Origin of the sequence: Aeromonas sp. Marseille-Q5825 (genome assembly GCF_946892685.1) — a bacterium.
GTDB classification, from domain to species: Bacteria; Pseudomonadota; Gammaproteobacteria; order Enterobacterales; family Aeromonadaceae; genus Aeromonas; species Aeromonas rivipollensis.
Window position 1 is genome coordinate 1,391,597 of sequence record NZ_CAMPOU010000001.1, and the last position, 18,660, is coordinate 1,410,256.

The following is an 18,660-nucleotide window of genomic DNA, read 5'->3' on the forward strand; positions in this document are numbered from 1 at the left end:
CATTCAAAGGCGACTGTTCCAAGGTGGCACATTATAGCGGTTTGACCGGGCATGCGTAGTCGTTTTTCCTGTTATCTTCCGTTCAGAAAGCCATTGATTTCACTGACAAGCGCGCTGTTACCCTGCCCTCTGTTTGTGCCCCGGTCGCCTGGCTTGGCCCTGGCCCGCCATGGGCGTAGGATGGATGACCAAGACTCGACAGACTCGCGCACTTCATCCCGGATCACCCACACAAGGAAAGCTGCAATGTCCGAACTGACGCTCTATCTCGCCCCAGGTACCTGTGCCATGGCGGTGCGCATCGCCCTGGTGGAAGCCGGTGCCCCGCACCAGATCAAGCGCCTCGATCTCGCCGCCGGGGAGCAACGCACCCCCGCCTACCTTGCCATCAACCCCAAGGGGCGGGTGCCGGCCCTGGTGACGGAGCGCGGCGTGCTGACCGAAACCCCGGCCCTGCTGCTCTACGTGGCCCAGCATTTCCCCGATGCCGGGCTCGCCCCCCTGGACGATCCCTTCCTGCTGGCCAGGATGCAGGAGGTGCACAGCTTCCTCGCCTCGACGGTACACGTCTCTCATGCCCACGGCCGGCGCGCCAGTCGCTGGGCCGACGACGAACAGGCCATCGCCGCCATGCAGGCCAGGATGCCGCAGAACATGCGCGAAGGGTTTGCCGAGATAGAGCACCACTATCTGGCCGGTCCCTGGGTGCTGGGGGAACGTTTCAGCCTGGCCGACATCTACCTGTTCGTGGTGGCCAGCTGGCTCGAGATCGACGGGGTCGCCATCGACGAGTTTCCCAAGGTGGCGGCCCATACCAGGCGCATGCAGGCGCGCCCCGCCGTGCAGCAAGCCCTCCTCCTCTGACCCCTTCTTTCCGTGGTACGGGTGCTCTTCTGGCACCCGTTTTTCCCTCCGACGGCCGGATCACTGAGATCGTTTTCACATTTTCGTCATCTGTTCCTAGACCCGTTAACGGTTAGCGCCTATCTTTCGCCCCAACGACGCAACCGGTTGCGTAACCGGTTGCCCAGATAAATATCGACATGCGGTCCCCATGCCGCCGAGGTGTTGTATGAAACGAGGCAAGCTGCTCAATGCTCCCCTGAGTGCCCTGGTGGCACAGATGGGCCACACCGACGAGATCACCGTCTGCGATGCGGGCCTGCCCATTGCGGCAGGGCCGGAGCGGATCGATCTGGCGCTGATGGCGGGCACTCCCAGCCTTGAAACCGTGCTGACCGCCCTGCTCACCGATCTGGTGGTGGAGAAGGTGATCATGGCAAGCGAAATAAAATTGATCAGCCCGGATGCCCATCAGGCACTGGTTGCGCAGCTAGAGGCCCATGCCTTGGCCCAGGGCAAGCCCATCACCATCGAATATTGCCTTCACGAGGCGTTCAAGACCCGCTCCCGCCAGAGCAAGGCTGTGGTACGCAGCGGCGAGGTGACTCCCTACGCCAACATTATTCTCTGCGCCGGTGTGGCGTTTTAAGCCTCTTCAAGGAAGCTGCAAATGAGCACAACCTCCTCCCCCTCACCCATTCTCGAGCTCACCGGGATCGTCAAGACCTTCCCCGGTGTGCGCGCCCTCGACGAAGCAGGTCTGCGAGTCTATCCGGGCCAGGTGATGGCCCTGCTCGGTGAAAATGGCGCCGGCAAATCCACCCTGATGAAGGTGCTGACCGGCATCTATCAGGCCGATGCGGGCACTATCAGCTATCGCGGCCAGCCGGTCCACTTCAAGGGCCCGCGCGACTCCCAGGATCAGGGGATCAGCATCATCCACCAGGAGCTGAACCTGCTGCCGGAGTTGTCGATTGCCGCCAACATCTTCCTCGGCCGCGAGCCGCGCACCCGCTTTGGCAACATCGATCACAAGCAGTTGCGTGAGCGGGCAAGCACCCTGCTGGCCCGTCTCGGCGTCAAGCACGGACCGGACACCCGGCTCGGGGACCTCTCCATCGGCGAACAGCAGATGGTGGAGATCGCCAAGGCGCTGTCGTTCGATGCCAGCGTCATCATCATGGACGAGCCGACCGATGCCCTGACCGACACCGAGACGGAGCAGCTGTTCGTGGTCATCCGCGAGCTGCGCCAGCAGGGCTGCGGCATCGTCTACATCTCCCACCGCCTCAAGGAGATCTTCCAGATCTGCGACAGCGTTACCGTGCTGCGGGACGGCAAGTGGATCGGCGAGCAGGCGGTGAGCGAGCTGGACGAAGACAGGATCATCGAGATGATGGTGGGCCGCCGGCTGGAGGAGCAGTACCCGCGCCTCGTGCGCGAGCTTGGCCCCGTCAGCCTGCAAGTCAAAGATCTGGCCGGTCCCGGCGTGCGCGGGGTGAGCTTCTCCCTGCGTCAGGGGGAGATCCTCGGCTTCAGCGGCCTGATGGGCTCTGGTCGTACCGAGCTGATGAAGCTCATCTATGGCGCCAGCCCCATCCGCAGCGGCGCTGTCAAGGTCGATGGCAAGGTGCTGGTGCCGCGCACCCCGGCCGACGGATTGGCCGCCGGCATCGCCTATATCTCCGAGGATCGCAAGGGGGATGGCCTGGTGCTGGAGCTCTCGGTGCGTGAAAACATGAGCCTCTGCGCCCTCGGCGAGTTCATCAGTCACGGCAAGATTGACGGCAAGGCCGAGCGCCAGGCGGTGAGCGACTATGTGCGTCTCTTCAACATCAAGACCCCGAGTCAGGATCAGCTGATAAAGCTCCTCTCAGGTGGCAACCAGCAGAAGGTGGCCATCGCCAAGGGGCTGCTGACAAGGCCCAAGGTACTGATCCTGGACGAGCCGACCCGCGGCGTCGACGTGGGGGCCAAGAAGGAGATCTACCAGCTCATCAACCAGTTCAAGAAGGAGGGGATGAGCATCATCCTGGTCTCCTCCGAGATGCCGGAAGTGCTCGGCATGAGTGATCGCATCCTGGTGATGCACGAAGGGCGCATCAGCGCAGAGTTCAACACCCGCGAGGCCAATCAGGAGAAACTGATGGCGGCGGCAGTCGGCAAACAGTGGCAAGCAGAGCAAGAGGCAGCACAATGACAACCCAAACCCTTCCCCGCCGTGGCGTCATGAGCAAGGCCTGGTGGATCGAGAACAAATCCCTGGTGGCGCTGCTGGTGCTGATCGGCGTGGTCTCCTTCCTGAGCCCCAACTTCTTCACCGCCGACAACCTGCTCAACATACTGCGCCAAACCTCGGTCAATGCCATCATGGCGGTCGGCATGACGCTGGTCATCCTTACCGCCGGCATCGATCTGTCGGTCGGCTCCGTGCTGGCCCTGTGCGGCGCCCTGGCGGCGACCATGGTGGCCATGGAGCTGCCGATCTGGCTGGTGGTGCCCCTCACCCTGGGGGCCGGTGCCCTGCTCGGCGGCGTCAGCGGCCTCATCATCGCCAAGGGCAAGGTGCAGGCCTTCATCGCCACCCTGGTCACCATGACGGCCCTGCGCGGCGTCACCATGGTCTACACCGAGGGACGTCCCATCTCCACCGGCTTCAGCGACGGCGCCGATCACTTCGCCTGGCTGGGGACCGGCTACCTGTTCGGCCTGCCTGTGCCCATCTGGCTGATGGCCATCGTCTTCCTGCTGGCCTGGTACCTGCTCAACCACACGCGCCTCGGCCGTTACATCTATGCCCTGGGCGGCAACGAGTCGGCCACCCGCCTCTCCGGCATCAACGTGGCCCGGGTCAAGCTCGCAGTCTACGGCCTGTGCGGCATGCTGTCGGCCCTGGCCGGCCTCATCGTCACCTCCCGCCTCTCTTCGGCCCAGCCGACCGCCGGCATGGGGTACGAGCTGGATGCCATCGCCGCCGTGGTGCTGGGTGGCACCAGTCTGATGGGGGGCAAGGGCCGCATCATGGGGACCCTGATCGGGGCCCTCATCATAGGTTTCCTCAACAACGCCCTCAACCTGCTCGACGTCTCGTCCTATTACCAGATGATCGCCAAGGCCAGCGTCATTTTGCTTGCCGTGATGATCGATAACAAAAGCAATCGTTAATAACGTAAGCCATGCACACACAAGGAATGAAATGATGAAAAAGCTCAATACCCTGCTCGCTGCCGCCATCATGTCCGTGCTGGGTACCGCCCAGGCCGCCGATCAGACACTGGCCATGGTGGTTTCCACCCTCAACAACCCCTTCTTCGTCACCATGAAGGAGGGGGCCGAAGCCAAGGCCAAGGAGCTTGGTTACGAGCTGGTGGTGTTGGACTCCCAGAATGACCCGGCCAAGGAGCTCTCCAACGTGGAAGATCTCACCGTGCGCAAGGTCAATGCCATCCTGATCAACCCCACAGACTCCGAAGCCGTGGGCAACGCCATCCGGCTGGCCAACAAGGCCAATATCCCGGTGCTGACCCTGGACCGCGGCGCGGCCCAGGGTGAAGTCAAGGCCCACATCGCCTCCGACAACGTGGCCGGTGGCAAGCTGGCCGGTGACTTCATCACCGAGAAGCTGGGAGCCGGCACCAAGGTGATCCAGCTCGAAGGGATAGCCGGTACCTCGGCCGCCCGTGACCGTGGCGAAGGGTTTGCCCTGGCCGTTGCCGCCAACAAGCTGCAGGTGCTGGCTTCCCAGCCCGCCGACTTTGACCGCACCAAGGGTCTGAACGTCATGGAGAACCTGCTGGCGGCCCACCCGACCGTGCAGGCGGTGTTCGCCCAGAACGACGAGATGGCGCTGGGTGCCATCCGCGCCGTGCAGGCGGCCGGCAAAGAGGTGATGATAGTCGGCTTCGACGGCACCGACGATGGCAAGGCGGCGGTAGCCAAGGGTAAACTGGCCGCCACCGTGGCCCAGCAGCCGGCGCTGATCGGTGCCATCGGCGTGGAAACCGCCGACAAGGTGCTCAAGGGCCAGCCGGTGGAGAAATCCATCCCGGTACCGCTGCAAATCGTCAGCAAATAAACATGACGGGGGAGGTTCGCCTCCCCCTTTGTCTCCTGTGCACAGGCAGAGCCTCCCGGCTTGGGCTCACTCAAGCCAAGATGTTCTCAATCAAGGGTGATCGATATGAATCGTCTCGTAGTTCTCGGCAGCGTCAATGCGGATCATGTGCTGCGCGTCCCCCACTTTCCCCGTCCCGGTGAAACCCTGACCGGTCACAGTTACCAGGTGGTCCCCGGTGGCAAGGGGGCCAACCAGGCGGTGGCCGCCGCCCGCCTCGGGGCTGCCGTCTCCTTTATCGCCCGCATCGGCGATGACGCCATCGGCCGTCAGATGAAAACGGGTTTTGCCAACGACGGCATCGACGTGAGCGCCGTCGAACTCGACGACAAGCTCCCCACCGGCATCGCCATCATCTATGTGAGCGATGAGGGGGAGAACAGCATAGGCCTCTCCACCGAGGCCAACGGCGCCCTCGACACCGCCATGGTCAAACGCCATGAGGCCATGATCGCGGGCGCCCACACCCTGTTGCTGCAACTGGAAGTGCCGCTCGACAGCGTGCTGGAGGCGGCTCGTCTGGCCCGTGCCCACGGCACCCGGGTGGTGCTCAACCCGGCGCCCGCCCAGCCGCTCTCGGCCGATCTGCTGGCGCTGGTGGATCTCATCACCCCCAACCAGACCGAGGCCGAGCTGCTGACCGGGGTCAAGGTGACGGGCGAGGCGAGCGCGGCGCAGGCGGCGGCCCGTTTCCACCAGATGGGGATAGCGGATGTGATGATCACCTTAGGCTCGCAAGGGGTCTATTGCAGCAACGGCCGGCAGCAGGCGCTCATTCCGGGCTTTAGGGTCGAGGCGGTGGACACCACGGCCGCAGGGGACACCTTCAACGGCGCCCTGCTGGCCGCCGAGCTGGCTGGCGCGGATTTCCACAGTGCTGTGCGCTTCGCCCACGGGGCGGCGGCGCTTTCGGTGACCCGCTTCGGAGCCCAGAGCTCGATCCCGGGCAAGCAGGAGGTCGATACCTTCCTCCAGTCCCAAACGGCGCAGGGGCACTGATGGCCAACATCAAGGAGGTAGCGGCGCGGGCGGGGGTCTCCACCACCACAGTCTCCCACGTCATCAACGAGACCCGCTTCGTGGCCGAGGAGACCCGGGAGCGGGTCTTCAGTGCCATGCGCGATCTCAACTACGCCCCCAGCCTGGTGGCCCGCAGCCTCAAGGTGAAGGAGACCAACAGCATCGGCATGCTGGTCACCACCTCCAGCAACCCCTTCTTCGCCGAGGTGGTGCGCGGGGTGGAACGCTACTGCTTCGAGCAGGGCTACAACCTGATGCTGGGCAACACAGAGGGACAGGCCGAAACCGCCCTCTCCTACCTCAAGATGATGCTCAGAAAACGAGTGGATGGCCTGCTTATTATGTGCAGCGAGGGGCAGCAGGAGGTGTTCAACCAGCTCGACTGGCTCAAGAGCCTGCCTGTGGTGGTGATGGACTGGGGCATGGAGAACAAGGAGGTGGATCTCATCGCCGACAACTCCCATCGTGGCGGCTATCTGGCGACCCGTCATCTGCTGGCACTGGGCCACATCGATATCGGCTGCATCACAGGGCCCCACAGCCGCGCCCCCGCCAACCAGCGTCTGGCGGGCTTCGAGCAGGCGATGCAGGAGGCGGGGCTCACCGTCAATCCCGCCTGGATCCAGGAGGGGGATTTCGATTGCGCCAGTGGTTTCAGCGCCATGGAGCGGCTGCTTGCCCTGCCTGCACGCCCCAGCGCCCTGTTTGTGTGCAACGACATGATGGCCATGGGGGTCATCAGCGCCGCCCATCGCGCCGAGCTTCAGATCCCGCGGGATCTCTCCCTCGTCGGCTATGACAACGTGGCACTGGCCCAGTATATGTCCCCGCCACTGACCACCATCAATCAACCCAAGGAGGAGCTGGGTCGCCTCGCCGTCACCCGGCTGCTGGCAAGGATCAATGGCGAGCAAATTGATAATCGCATGATCACCGTGGACCCTGACCTGGTGATCAGAGACTCCTGCGCCCCCTTGTCGCCCTCCACCGGCCCCCAGCAGCATTGATTGTCGCACAATGACAAGGGCGGCCGAGGCCGCCCTTGTCATTCACTATCCGTCACTACCAGGTCAACGGGGCTCCCCCTGTCTTCTTATCTCCCCTTCCTGCACCTCTGCCGGACGGCCCAGCCGCAGCAGCCCCAGTTGCTGCGCCAGGGGTTGCAGCAAGGCATCGTGATCCGAGGGATCGGGCAGCCAGTAGCGCACCGGCCAGCCCGCTCGCAAGAGTACGGGGACCCGACTGCCCAGCTCACGCAATGCCAGCACGCAGCCGCGCTGGCTCAGTTTCTCCAGCAGCAGGGCATCCTCCGTCAGGGTCGGCAGCGCCAGGATAAGCGTTCGCTCTCCCAGGGGCGGCAGATAGGCCAGCACATGGGCCAGCTGGGACTGCTGATGGAGCATCAAGAGCAGCGGCAGCCGCTGTTCGGCGTCAGTCAGCAGCCGTGCCACCACAGGGCCCAGGATACCGCGCTCCTGCATCCAGTCCATGTCGCACACCTGCTGCCCCACCCGCCAGCGCAGGCTGATGCCCAGCACCTGTTGCCCCCGCTCGTCTTCCAGGGTCTCTGAGATGGTCTCCAGCGGCGAGGGCGCCGCCCCCGCCAGCCACTCCCGCAGTTGATGCAGCTGGCGCTGCCCCATGCTCAGGGAGGCCTTCATCGCCGGCTGGTACCAGATCAGGGTCCCGTTGTCTCGCTTGGCCTGGTTCAGCGCCAATATGGCCTGCTCCAGCAGCTGATCCGCATCCTCCCCCTCTATGGCCCTGGCCACCCCGAAGCGGCAGGCCAGATCGAAGCTGCTCTCCCGGGTCACGAACTCGAACTGCAGCAGGCTCACCATGGCCTCCATCTCGGCTTCGAGGCCGGGCTGCTCGCCGGCCAGGACCACGGCAAATTCATCTCCCCCCAGCCGGTAGGCACGGCCAGGATAGGCCTGCCGCAGCCTCGCGGCCACCGCCTGCAGCAGGCGATCACCGACCTGGTAGCCGAGCAGATCATTGACCTGCTTGAACCGCTTCAGATCCAGCACCACCAGGGCCTGGACACGGCCACGCTGCAGGGATTGCCTGAGCTGGCCCTGCAAGGCGCGGCGATTGCCGAGTCGGGTCATGGGGTCGAGCAGGGAGAGACGGCGATTCTGCAGATTGGTGCGGATCAGGGCAAACACCAGCACGCCCCCCATCACCAGCAGGATCAGTTGCCAGATCTGGATCCAGAACAGGCTCTGGCGCAGCTGATTGAGCGAGGCTTCCCGCTCCTGCCCCGAGAGGATCTGATCCCCTATCTGCTCCACCTGGCGGGTCAGCTCGGCAATCCGGGCCTGGGAGCGATCGAGGGCCTTCCCCTCCTGCAGCGCACCGGCCTGTATCTGGGGCTCGAGCGCCTTGATCTCGTCAAACAACCCGGCCAGCACAGTCCCCAGCCCATGGCGCGCACGCGCATCTGCGGTCTCGCTGCTGATCAGGAACACATCCAGTCGATTCCACAGCAGATCGTAATCCAGGCTCAGGGCCTCCATCTCGAGGCCCCCTGCCCGATAGAGGCGCAAGCCATAGAGGAAGCGCTGGGACTCCAGCATGACCTGGCTGATGTTCCAGTGGGTGTTGCGATAGAAGATATCGACCAGCTGCTCGTGCCGACTCTGCAGCAGCAGCCCCCAGACGGAGGAGAACAGAAACAGCAGGGAGATGGCCGCCAGCAGCAGGTTATGACGGTGGCGACGAGTCACGGGATGACCTCGATGCGCACCAGCTGCCACACCATGAAGCTGTGGATGGGAGAGACATCGAACTCAGGGTATTCAGAGAAGGGCATCAGCAGCCAGACGGGTCCCTTGTTGCGACGGGTCAGCGGCTTGTCATCCTGATAGCGCACCAGGGTCAGCGGCACCTGGGCAAACGGGGCAAGGTCGAACTGCTGCTGATAGCCATTGAGGCCAGTCACCCTGACGTGAGTGACATCCTTGAGCCCCTGCGCCGCCAGCATCGCCTTCAGGGTCGGGCCACGATAACGATGAGCCCCGGCGGTCCAGGGAGTCTCGGTCTCGAACTCGGTCTGTGGCAAGGCGGCCAGCGCCGCCTCATCCAGGGGGATCTCCCGCTTGTCTGGCAGGATCAAGTGCAACAGTGGTGAAGAAGCGGTTGCCTGAGTGCCGAACGCCGTCAGCACCAGCAGAAGAAACGCGATTCCATGCTTGAAAATGTCCATATCCCTTGCGCCAGCTGCATCTTCTATTTTACGGGTCAGTTTGGCGGCTTCATTGAGTCAATGCAACTATGTTGTTACTCAATAGTTATGGCCCACGCATCTCCATCCAGTTATGACCGTCTATCTGTTTGGGCTGATGCACCCCGCAGCTTTGCAGCAATTCGTCCACGAAGGCGGGTACCAGCAAGGAGGCCGGGCCATAGCGCTTCTCGTCAAACTGGCTACCCACTTCGCTTGGCTCCAGGTTGAGTTCGACGGTGTGCGCACCATTGAGGCCCGCCTCATGGACGAAGCCTGCCGCGGGATAGACGGCTCCCGAGGTCCCTATGGAGATGAAGAGATCGCATTGCGCCAGGGCCGAGTAGATGCGATCCAGCCCGAGGGGCATCTCGCCAAACCAGACCACATGGGGCCGCAGCGGCTGCGGCAACTGGCAGCAGGAGCAGAGCTCGTGCTGGTGGAGATCTCCGCGCCACTCGATCACCTGTCCCGAGCCAGGGCAGCGCGCCTTGAGCAGCTCGCCGTGCATATGGATGAGGTGCTTGCTGCCCGCACTCTCGTGCAGGTTGTCGATGTTCTGGGTGACCAGGGTCACTCGCCCCGGCAACAGGCGCTCGAGGCGCGCCAGGGCATAGTGGGCAGGATTGGGGTGGATCTCGGCACGTTGCAACTGATGGCGCCGCGCGTTGTAAAAGCGCTGAACCAGTTCGGGATCCCGGGCGTAGCCCTCCGGAGTGGCCACGTCTTCCACCCTGTGCTCCTCCCACAGACCGTCGCAGGCCCTGAAGGTCTTGATACCGGATTCGGCCGAGATGCCGGCACCTGTGAGGATCACGATATGTTTGGCTGACTGCACCATGGTTGACTTCCTCCAACGGATCACAGGCTGACCTTAGCACAGCCGGCTGGCCCGGCACATTCGCCCTTGGTCTTAGGAATGCCGGGGCATCAGGGTGCCCAGTATGCTCAAGTCCAGCCTGACAAAGACCATCTCCCGCCCCGTCACCAGGGTCAGCGGCAGCCCCAGCCCCTTCAGCAGGGCCAGCATGGGCCTGTTCTGGCCGAGCACCTCGGCGGTCCACTCGCGGATCCCCTCCCCGTGCGCCAGCAATGCCAGCGCCAGCAGGATGCGGCGCCCGGCCCCTCTATGCTGAAAATGATCCGCAACTATGCAGGAGAACTCCGCCCTGTCCGGGTGCAGACGCCGCCGGATGGACTGAGCCATGGCCAGCGGGGCGCCTTGCTCGTCGGTGAGCAGCAGCCCTATCTGGGGCGCTCTGGGGTAGTCGAGAAAGAAGGCGAGCTGATCGGCGGTGGCAGGCTGCTTGGCGCGCATGAAGCGCAGGTAGACACTCTGCTCGCTCAGCGCCTCGTAGGCCGCCTTCAGCAGCTCGGGATCGGATCCTGCCAGCTCCTGCAGTCGGCAGGGGATGCCGCCCACCTCCATCATCAGGGGCAGAGAGGCCCGCGAGCCGGGGTGTACCCAGCCCGCCAGCGCCCGGAGCAGGCGCGCCTCGTCGGGAGGCCAGCAAAGGTAGCACGGCACGGGCTACCAGCGCCCCGCCATGCCGAGATCCTGCCACTGGGCGGGATCCTGCAGGTTGAAGGGATCGTCGAGATAGAGGGCCATGCCGAGCTCGCGAGCACGCTGGATGAAGCGGGCGAGCAGAGAGTCGGCGGCCATGGCCTCCAGCTCCGGCAGCAGATGCTGCCCAAGCAGCAGGCTCTGGATCGGCAGCCGCTCCAGCTGATCGAAAGGCAGATGCTGGGCATTGTCGAGCAGCAGGGCGAGCCTGGCCCCGGCAAGACTCGCCTGCAGCACCAGAGCGAAGCGATCCGCCTGGTTCAGCAAGTTATCCCGCCGATGGATGACCAGGGTCAGCTCGCTCGCCTGCCTGCCATGCTGCTCCAGCCATGCCTTGAGGGGCTCCCAGTGAGGGGTCAGGCTGCTCACGGCCAGCCAGATTGGCAGGGGGCTGGAGGCCGCATCCGCCTGCAGACCAAGCTGACCCCGCGCCCCTCCCTGCCAGCTGCGAATGGTACGCTTCAGGCCACCCAGCCTGCGCTGGCGCTGCGGCCCCAGATAGAGCGCCTTGAGCAGGCGCAGCAGATCGTCGCTCTGCAGCGGCTTGGCCAGGGCAGCCAGCACGTTGAAGCCGGCGTCGTGCAGCAGGCGTCTGGCGCCGTCGATCAGGGTCTGATCGTGGGCGGACAGCAGTATGATGGGCAGGCCGCTGTGACGGTACTGGGGATGGCTCATCAGGAGACTGATGGCATCCTGTTTCGCCAGGCTGAGATCGCAGATCAGCAGCCCCACGCCCCCCTCTTCCAGCGCCTGCAGGCAGCCGTCGCCATCCTGCACCCAGTGGCAGGGAAGTCCCAGCATCTGGATCTCCTGCTGGATGCAGGCTCCCTGGAAGGGGTGATCCTCGAGCAGCAGGATCTGGAGCCGGGCTAGCCAGTCCCGCCACCCCTGCTCCCGCGCCTGCAACCCCTCAAGCCAGGGATCCGACAGGCGGTAGATCCCCACCCCCGGGGTCTGCAGCCGCGGCAGATAGTCGGCACCCACGTGGGAGGCGGGATCGAACAGGGCGATGGCCCCGGCGGCGAACAACCCTTCCCACTGCCAGCTCGCGTCCGGCCGGGTACGGTGCAGGCTGGCATAGGCCGGCAGGCCCACCTCCTTTGCCGCCTGATGGGAGACAGCGTCCAGGGCATAGACGCTGACGGGGTGAAATACGGGTTCCTGGCTGACATCTGACTCCAGCAAGGCCAACAACTCTTCATCTGTGATGATCATCTCATTCTCTCTCGCCCAGTTGTCGGCAGACGTCTTCCACGGCCTGCTGCAATTCTTCCACCAAGGGGTGCCCGGGGGCGCGCTGCCAGCGCTCGATCACCTGTACCAGGGCGGCGGCCCCCACCATTTTGGCGGCCCCCTTCATCTTGTGTAAAGCCGTATTGAGGGCGCCTTCATTCCCTGCCGTGACGCACCCCTCAATGTCGGCCAGATCCTGACGAGCCGACACCAGATAGAGGTTGATGAGCGCCGGGTTGAGCAGTGTCGTCATGGGGCTGGCCTTGACCGAGGTCTCCACCAGGGGCGCACTGCTGCGACCGGAGACGGTGCGCAGCAAGATGGCCAGCTCCTTCAGCAGGACGGGTTTGTCCAGATGGCCCTGGCAGCCGCAGTCGGCCAGACGCTGGGCCGCCTGCTCGCTGAGATCGGCGGTGATCACATAGACGGGTAAGTGCTGCCAGCGCGCCGAGGCCCGCAACTGCTTGCAGAGCTCGGCACCGTCCATCACCGGCATCTGCAGGTCCGTCAGCACCAGATCGACAGATTCCCGCCCCAGGATCTCGAGGGCCAGGCGGCCATTGGCGGCGCTCAGCACCCGGGCGCCCAGCTGACTCAGCTGCATGCTGATCAGCACCCGGTTCACCTCGTGATCTTCCACCAGGAGGACCCGCATGCCGGCCCCCGGCAGATCCGCGACCTCCCCGCTCCCCTGAACCAGCCTGGGTTGCAGCAGGCTCACCACGGCGCCCGGGATCCAGGGCTCACCCTGCCAGGACCAGGCACGCAGCCCCTGTTCATCCTGGGTGGCGGCAAGGCCGGGCGCCGTCGCCTCCTCGGTCACGCCAAACTCGGCGAGCCAGGCCCGCACGTACGCCAGCTCCTCGGGGGGGAGCTGCAGGGAAATCTGTTTGAACCTTGGCTGCCAGGGTGCCTTCTCCTGCGTCTCTTTGAGGGGCCATGCGCAGATGAAGCGGCTGCCGCCAGTGGCCACCGGCTCGACCCGGATCTCCCCTCCCATCTGCTCCATCAGCTGGCGACAGATGGCCAGCCCCAAGCCGGTGCCCTGGGCTCTGAGCTGACCCAGCTCCTCCCCTTGCTCGAAGGGCTGGAACAGCCTAGGCAGCAGCTCGGCACTGATGCCGGGCCCCTGATCGTCCACCCCGCACCAGACCCAGTCCCCGTGCCGGCGGGCCCAGAGCACCACCTCGCCGTGCTCGCTGAACTTGATGGCGTTGGAGAGCAGGTTGTGCAACACCTGCTGCACCCTGTGGGGATCGAGCGCCATCAGGGCAGGCAGGGCCGGATCCAGGTTGAGACGCATCTGCAGGTGTTTGGAACGCGCCTTGGACCAGTGCACCGCCGCTACATGCTCGCACAGCTCCACCAGATCGGTCGGCTGCATGGTGAGCCGCAGCTGGCGGTTCTCGTTGCGGCTGAAGTCGAGCACGTCGTTGAGCAGCCCGAGCAACTCGTTGCCCGCCTGCCTGACGTGCGCCAGCACCGAGGTCTGCTCCGCGGAGAGCTCGGTCTGATCCAGCCACTCCAGCAAGCCCAGGATAGCGTTCATGGGGGTGCGGATCTCGTGGCTCACGGCGGCGAGGAAGCGCCCCTTGGCGAGCACGGCCTGCTGGGCCTGCTCGTGGGAGAGTTGCAGAGAGTGCTCCTGCTCGACCCGGTTGGTCACATCCTGCACCACCCCAAAGACGCGCCACCCCTCCCCCTGACGGCGCCCCCTGCCGGAGAACTGTAGCCAGCGCGAGCCCTTGGTCGGATGCTGGTAGCGCAGCAGATGGGAGAAGGGGCGCCCGGCCTGCAACATGGTCAGCATGGGGGCACGCATCTCCCGCCTGTCCTGGTGCGAGATGCGGGTGAGGGTCTCGTTGGGATTGAGACGGATCTGCTGGCTGGCCAGCCCCAGCAGCTCATGGCTGCCGCGGCTGACGAACTCCACCCGGGTGATGGCGCCGCCTTGCAGGGTGAACTGCAGCACTACCCCGGGCACCGTATTGGTGAGGGCCCGCAGGCGGCGCTCCGCCTGGCGCAGCAAGCGGGTGCGCTCGCGCAGGGCGCTGATGTCTGACAGGGCGATGAGATCCCCGGCCGGGGCCTGGGGCCCCAGGCGCAGCGGGATCTGGGCATAGGAGTAGACCTGATCCCGCAAGGCTATCTCCCCCTCAGCCCCTTGCAGCTGCGGGGACGGCAGCACGAGATCGGTGGCGTAGCGTGCCTCCATCCGCTTGGCCCGCTTGTTGCGCTTGATCACCTCCCCCTTGTCATTGCGCAAGAACACGGGCACGGGCAGCGCCTGGAACAGGGACTCCCTGAACTTGCTCTCCAGCGCCAGCGCCTGCTCCGCCTTCTGGCGCTCACGCGCCTCCTGGGCCAGCTGCTGGCGGGAGCGCCAGATTGACCAGATCACCCCCGCGCTGATCAGGAGTGCCAGCAAAATGGAGCCAAGCCAGAAGCCGTAACTGACCCCCTCTTGCTGGTTCAAGACGAGGCGCCGCCAACGCTGGACCAGCTCGCTCACCTGGCGATCGTTGATCGTCGTCAGGCTCTGCTCCAGCACCCCGGCGAGCCTTGGCTGATCCCGCCTGATGGCAAAGCCGAGGCCAAACACCTCAGGCAGCTCCGTGATGCTCAGCTCGCTCAGCTGGTTGTTGCGCAGCGGATATTGCAGTTGATAGAGCTCGGCCAGCATGGCATCGGCCTCACCGCTCTGCACCGCCGCCAGCCCTTGCAGCAGGTTGTCGGTCACCCCCCAGTCGTGTTGCCCGAACCGGGCCAGCAGACTGGGGTCGTAGAGCATGCGGGGCACGACCACCTTGCCCTTGACCTCGGCAAGTGCGTGATATGCCCCCCCCTTGCGGCTGACCAGAGCATAGCGACTGGTTGCCACCGCACGGGTGAACTCGAACTCCTCGTGCAGCGTCGGCGACTCCAGCAGACCGGCCATCATGGCGGCCTCCCCGCTGCGCAGCCTGGCCAGCGCCTCCTCCTTGCTGGCAACGGGGATCAGTTCGAAATTCAGCCCCGTCTGGCGGCTCACCTCCCGCAGCACATCGCCGCTCCAGCCGATGAGCTCACCCTGCTGGTTGACGCCGCTGTAGGGCATGAAGCCGGGATCCGCCACCAGCTTGATGGTGCGCGCGCTGCCGACCAGCCAGGCCTGCTCCTTGTCGGTGAAGTGCAAGGGGTTGATGTCCTGCTCGCTCTGGGGCAGATAGCGCCCCAGATCCCGATAGAGGCTGCCCGGCGGCAGGAAGCGGATCGCCGTGTCTATCAGCTCCTGCAACTGCGGCTTGTCGTCCATCATCAGCCGGTAGCTGATCACCAGATCGTCGCTGCGCATCCGCCGCAGGCGAAGCCCCTCGTCCGGGAATTCCCGCATCAGGTAACGCAGTTGCAGATAGTCACCGAGGTAGGCGCTGCCCCTGCCCGCCACCAGGGCTCCGTACCAGTTTTCCGCATCGGTCAGGAGCAGCTGGGACGAGTGGGGATAGAGCCGCTGCAGGGTCTCCTCTGCCTGCCAGATGGGCGAGACCAGGAAGGTCGCCTGCTCGAGCTCCCCCCGATAGAGGATGGCGGACTCCGCCTCCAGCATGGCACGGCTCAAGGCCGTGCCGGGCATGGTCTCCCGGGTTGGGCCCACATGGGGGATGAGATCGCACTGCCCGCGCTGCAAACCCTGCAGGGTCGCCGCCCAGTTTGGCAATTTTTCGAAACGCAGCGGCACCGGCAGTTGCAGGGCCAGTCGTTTCATCTGATCGATGAGCAGGCCCCCCTGCGCTTCCAGGTAGGGGGGGCGCTGCAGGGCCGGGTAGCAGAAAGTCAGCCCGGTGAGCGTATCGGCATAGGCCTGGGTCTCGGCTGACAGGGGAAGCGTGGCGGCACGCAGCGGCAAGGCCAGCAGCGCACCAAACAGGAAGAGGGTCTTTATCATCGAAACGCAAAAGCCAGGCGGTTGCCTGGCTTTTCATCACTCATTGGGTTCAACATTTTCTACCCTGGCCTTGAGCTTCTGGCCAGGCCGGAAGGTCACCACGCGACGGGCGCTGATGGGAATATCCTCGCCCGTCTTGGGGTTACGTCCGGGACGCTGGTTCTTCTCACGAAGATCAAAGTTACCGAAGCCTGAAATCTTGACTTGTTCACCGCGCTCGAGCGCCTGTCTGATTTCCTCAAAGAAGGCTTCCACCATGTCTTTGGCTTCACGCTTGCTCATCCCGAGCTGGGTGAACAGGTGCTCTGCAATGTCGGCTTTGGTAAGCGCCATAGATCAATCCCTCAAGGATGCATTCAACTCTTCACCAAGGGCCCGCACGACATTGTCTACGGTCTCGGCAATCTCTTTCTCCTCCAGGGTGCGCTGGGTGTCTTGCAACACTAGACTGATGGCCAGGCTCTTCTTGTCCTCTGCCATACCAGCACCCTGGTATACGTCGAACAAGTTTATTCCAACTAACTGATTTCCGCCAACTTTTTTAATTACTGCCAGGACGTCACCGGCCAGAACCGCAACGTCGACCACCACGGCGATGTCACGGCGATTGGCCGGGAAGCGGGAAACTTCGGCTGCAACCGGCACCTTGGCAGGGGTCAGCTTGTCCAGTTCCAGCTCGAACATCACGGCACGGCTCTTGAGACCCAGCTTCTTCTCGAGGCTCGGGTGGATCACGCCGATGTGGCCGATGACGGCGCCATTGCGCAGTATGGCGGCACTCTGACCAGGATGCAGGGCGCTGTGCTCGGTGCGCTCGAAGCTGAAAGTAGCCCCTTCGGCGGTGAGATCCAGCACAGCTTCCAGATCCCCTTTCAAATCAAAGAAGTCGCTGCCACGGCTCTTGACGTCCCAGTGCTCGTCGCTCTGGTTGCCGGTGATGATGCCGGCCAGCATGGGCTCCTGACGGATGCCGTTCTCGGCGCTCGCGTCCTTGATGAAACGCAGGCCCTGCTCGAACAGACGCACACGGCCCTGCTGGCGGTTCTGGTTGTAGACCACAGCCTGCACCAGACCCGGGAAGAGCGACACGCGCATGGCGGACATCTCGACCGAGATGGGGTTCGGCAGCACTATGGCATCGCTCTGGGGGAACAGGGTCTGCTGGGCCTTGGGATCCACGAAGCTATAGGTGATCGCTTCCTGGAAGCCTCTGTCGACCAGCAGGTCACGCACCCGCTTGAGGGTCACCTGGCCTTCGGCCTGCTCCACCATGGCCAGGGAGGCAGCGGGTTTCAGGTTCGGGATCTTGTTGTAGCCGTAGATACGGGCCACTTCCTCGATGAGGTCTTCCTCGATGGCGATGTCGAAACGCCAGGAGGGGGCCAGTGCGGTCCAGCCGTCGGCGTCCACCGTCACCTGCATGCCGAGTCGGGTCAGGATCTCGAGCACCTGGGCGTCGGCCACGCTGATGCCGATCACCTTGTCGAGCTTGGTGCGGCGCAGCTTGATGGGGGCAGCCTTGGGCAGATGGGCATCGGATTTGACTTCGATGACCGGACCCGCTTCGCCGCCGCAGATATCCAGCAGCAGGCGGGTGGCTCTGTCCATCACCTTGGCTTGCAGCTCGGGATCGACCCCGCGCTCGAAGCGGTGGGAAGAGTCGGTGTGCAGACCGTAGGCACGGGCACGACCGGTGATGGAGAGCGGCGCGAAGAAGGCGCACTCCAGCAGGATATCGGTGGTGGTCTCGGACACACCGGTGCGATCGCCGCCGAAGATACCGGCCATGCAGGCAGGGCCTTGTGTATCGGCAATCACCAGGGTGTTGTCTTTGAGCTTCACCTCGGTACCGTCGAGCAGGGTCATGGGCTCATCAGCCTTGGCGCGGCGCACCACCAGCTCCCCTTCCAGCTTGGCCAGATCGAAGGCGTGCATCGGCTGACCATATTCCAGCAGCAGGAAGTTGGTGATGTCGACGATGGCGTCGATGGAGCGAATGCCGCCACGGCGCAGCTTCTCTTGCATCCAGAGCGGGCTCTGCGCTTGCAAGTTCAGCCCCTTGATGACGCGGCCGAGGTAGCGCGGGCAGTCCGCAGACGCCTCAACCCGGATCGGGAAGCTGGCGTCGATAGTGGCAACAGCTGGCGCCCAGGTCGGCTCGACCACGTCCACGCTGTTGAGCACGCCAATCTCGCGGGCAAGCCCGGCGATACCCAGGCAATCGGCACGGTTCGGAGTCAAATCCACGTCGATGGCGACGTCGTTCAGATTGAGGTAGTCGCGAATGTCGGTGCCGATGGGGGCATCAAGTGGCAGCTCTATGATGCCGTCCGCTTCCACCTCGATACCCAGCTCGCTGAAGGAGCAGAGCATGCCGTGAGACGGCTGGCCACGCAGCTTGGCTTTCTTGATGGTGAAATCACCCGGCAGGGTCGCCCCCACCTTGGCCACGCAGACTTTCAGGCCGGTGCGGCAGTTCGGCGCGCCGCAGACGATGTCCAGCAGATCGCTTTCGCCCACGTTGACCTTGGTCACCCGCAGCTTGTCGGCGTCCGGATGCTGGGCACACTCGACCACTTCGCCCACCACCACATTGTTGAACTGGCCGGCCACCGCTTCCACGGCGTCCACTTCCAGACCGGCCATGGTGATCTGCTCGGCCAGTGCGTTGTCACTCAACTCGGTGCGGACCCACTCCATCACCCAGGATTTACTGAATTTCATGTTCTCTC

General features: G+C 64.2%; 15 protein-coding genes. 7 read left to right on the forward strand and 8 right to left on the reverse strand.

Going from position 1 to position 18,660, the window contains the following annotated elements; translation table 11 throughout:
* Positions 1 to 246 precede the first annotated feature (246 nt).
* The 7 genes from OC537_RS06395 to OC537_RS06425 all read left to right on the forward strand — a co-directional run bounded on the left by OC537_RS06395 (position 247) and on the right by OC537_RS06425 (position 6,984).
* Complete coding sequence (locus OC537_RS06395; protein ID WP_262110407.1) at positions 247 to 864, forward strand: glutathione S-transferase family protein; 618 nt, start codon at positions 247 to 249, stop codon at positions 862 to 864.
* A 208-nt stretch (positions 865 to 1,072) separates the two neighbouring features.
* Positions 1,073 to 1,492, forward strand: a complete 420-nt coding sequence (gene rbsD / locus OC537_RS06400; protein WP_111910634.1) for a D-ribose pyranase — start codon at positions 1,073 to 1,075, stop codon at positions 1,490 to 1,492.
* Between the two features lie 21 nt (positions 1,493 to 1,513).
* Positions 1,514 to 3,043 (forward strand): ribose ABC transporter ATP-binding protein RbsA, encoded by a 1,530-nt coding sequence (gene rbsA / locus OC537_RS06405; protein ID WP_262110410.1) that lies wholly within the window; start codon positions 1,514 to 1,516, stop codon positions 3,041 to 3,043.
* Positions 3,040 to 4,008, forward strand: coding sequence for a ribose ABC transporter permease (rbsC, locus tag OC537_RS06410; protein WP_043131801.1), 969 nt, complete (start codon positions 3,040 to 3,042; stop codon positions 4,006 to 4,008). Before rbsA ends, rbsC begins: the two co-directional genes overlap by 4 nt.
* A 34-nt stretch (positions 4,009 to 4,042) precedes the next feature.
* Positions 4,043 to 4,918, forward strand: a complete 876-nt coding sequence (rbsB, locus tag OC537_RS06415; protein WP_106886740.1) for a ribose ABC transporter substrate-binding protein RbsB — start codon at positions 4,043 to 4,045, stop codon at positions 4,916 to 4,918.
* 105 nt (positions 4,919 to 5,023) lie between these two features.
* The gene (gene rbsK / locus OC537_RS06420) at positions 5,024 to 5,956 is read left to right on the forward strand and encodes a ribokinase (protein WP_262110417.1); all 933 of its coding nucleotides are present in this window, start codon (positions 5,024 to 5,026) and stop codon (positions 5,954 to 5,956) included.
* The gene (locus OC537_RS06425; RefSeq protein WP_262110420.1) at positions 5,956 to 6,984 is read left to right on the forward strand and encodes a substrate-binding domain-containing protein; all 1,029 of its coding nucleotides are present in this window, start codon (positions 5,956 to 5,958) and stop codon (positions 6,982 to 6,984) included. Before rbsK ends, OC537_RS06425 begins: the two co-directional genes overlap by 1 nt.
* Before the next feature lie 63 nt (positions 6,985 to 7,047).
* Here OC537_RS06425 and OC537_RS06430 read toward each other — a convergent pair whose 3' ends face one another.
* The 8 genes from OC537_RS06430 to pheT all read right to left on the reverse strand — a co-directional run bounded on the left by OC537_RS06430 (position 7,048) and on the right by pheT (position 18,652).
* A complete protein-coding gene (locus tag OC537_RS06430) occupies positions 7,048 to 8,706 on the reverse strand; it encodes a sensor domain-containing diguanylate cyclase (protein WP_262110422.1) in 1,659 nt (552 codons plus the stop codon).
* A complete protein-coding gene (locus OC537_RS06435; RefSeq protein WP_234676806.1) occupies positions 8,703 to 9,185 on the reverse strand; it encodes a hypothetical protein in 483 nt (160 codons plus the stop codon). The genes OC537_RS06430 and OC537_RS06435 overlap by 4 nt, the downstream gene beginning before the upstream one ends.
* Before the next feature lie 85 nt (positions 9,186 to 9,270).
* Positions 9,271 to 10,044 carry a Sir2 family NAD+-dependent deacetylase gene (cobB, locus tag OC537_RS06440; protein ID WP_106886735.1) on the reverse strand — a complete coding sequence of 258 codons (774 nt, stop codon included), beginning with the start codon at positions 10,042 to 10,044 and terminating at the stop codon, positions 9,271 to 9,273.
* Between the two features lie 72 nt (positions 10,045 to 10,116).
* Entirely contained in the window at positions 10,117 to 10,731 is a 615-nt protein-coding gene (locus OC537_RS06445; protein ID WP_262110427.1) for a GNAT family N-acetyltransferase, read from the reverse strand.
* A gap of 3 nt (positions 10,732 to 10,734) precedes the next feature.
* On the reverse strand, positions 10,735 to 11,985 hold the full coding sequence (locus OC537_RS06450; RefSeq protein WP_262110429.1) for a response regulator: 1,251 nt from the start codon (positions 11,983 to 11,985) through the stop codon (positions 10,735 to 10,737).
* Between the two features lies 1 nt (position 11,986).
* Positions 11,987 to 15,910 (reverse strand): ATP-binding protein, encoded by a 3,924-nt coding sequence (locus OC537_RS06455; protein WP_262110566.1) that lies wholly within the window; start codon positions 15,908 to 15,910, stop codon positions 11,987 to 11,989.
* 54 nt (positions 15,911 to 15,964) lie between these two features.
* Entirely contained in the window at positions 15,965 to 16,261 is a 297-nt protein-coding gene (ihfA, locus tag OC537_RS06460) for an integration host factor subunit alpha (RefSeq protein WP_005300715.1), read from the reverse strand.
* Between the two features lie 3 nt (positions 16,262 to 16,264).
* Positions 16,265 to 18,652 (reverse strand): phenylalanine--tRNA ligase subunit beta, encoded by a 2,388-nt coding sequence (pheT, locus tag OC537_RS06465; protein ID WP_262110431.1) that lies wholly within the window; start codon positions 18,650 to 18,652, stop codon positions 16,265 to 16,267.
* Between the last annotated feature and the right edge of the window lie 8 nt (positions 18,653 to 18,660).

Excerpts from the sequence above, each read along its gene's own strand:
- OC537_RS06395 (WP_262110407.1), top strand. The coding sequence starts at position 247 with ATGTCCGAACTGACGCTCTATCTCGCCCCAGGTACCTGTGCCATGGCG.
- rbsD (WP_111910634.1), top strand. The coding sequence starts at position 1,073 with ATGAAACGAGGCAAGCTGCTCAATGCTCCCCTGAGTGCCCTGGTGGCA.
- rbsA (WP_262110410.1), top strand. The coding sequence starts at position 1,514 with ATGAGCACAACCTCCTCCCCCTCACCCATTCTCGAGCTCACCGGGATC.
- rbsC (WP_043131801.1), top strand. The coding sequence starts at position 3,040 with ATGACAACCCAAACCCTTCCCCGCCGTGGCGTCATGAGCAAGGCCTGG.
- rbsB (WP_106886740.1), top strand. The coding sequence starts at position 4,043 with ATGAAAAAGCTCAATACCCTGCTCGCTGCCGCCATCATGTCCGTGCTG.
- rbsK (WP_262110417.1), top strand. The coding sequence starts at position 5,024 with ATGAATCGTCTCGTAGTTCTCGGCAGCGTCAATGCGGATCATGTGCTG.
- OC537_RS06425 (WP_262110420.1), top strand. The coding sequence starts at position 5,956 with ATGGCCAACATCAAGGAGGTAGCGGCGCGGGCGGGGGTCTCCACCACC.
- OC537_RS06435 (WP_234676806.1), bottom strand. The coding sequence starts at position 9,185 with ATGGACATTTTCAAGCATGGAATCGCGTTTCTTCTGCTGGTGCTGACG.
- cobB (WP_106886735.1), bottom strand. The coding sequence starts at position 10,044 with ATGGTGCAGTCAGCCAAACATATCGTGATCCTCACAGGTGCCGGCATC.
- OC537_RS06450 (WP_262110429.1), bottom strand. The coding sequence starts at position 11,985 with ATGATCATCACAGATGAAGAGTTGTTGGCCTTGCTGGAGTCAGATGTC.
- ihfA (WP_005300715.1), bottom strand. The coding sequence starts at position 16,261 with ATGGCGCTTACCAAAGCCGACATTGCAGAGCACCTGTTCACCCAGCTC.
- pheT (WP_262110431.1), bottom strand. The coding sequence starts at position 18,652 with ATGAAATTCAGTAAATCCTGGGTGATGGAGTGGGTCCGCACCGAGTTG.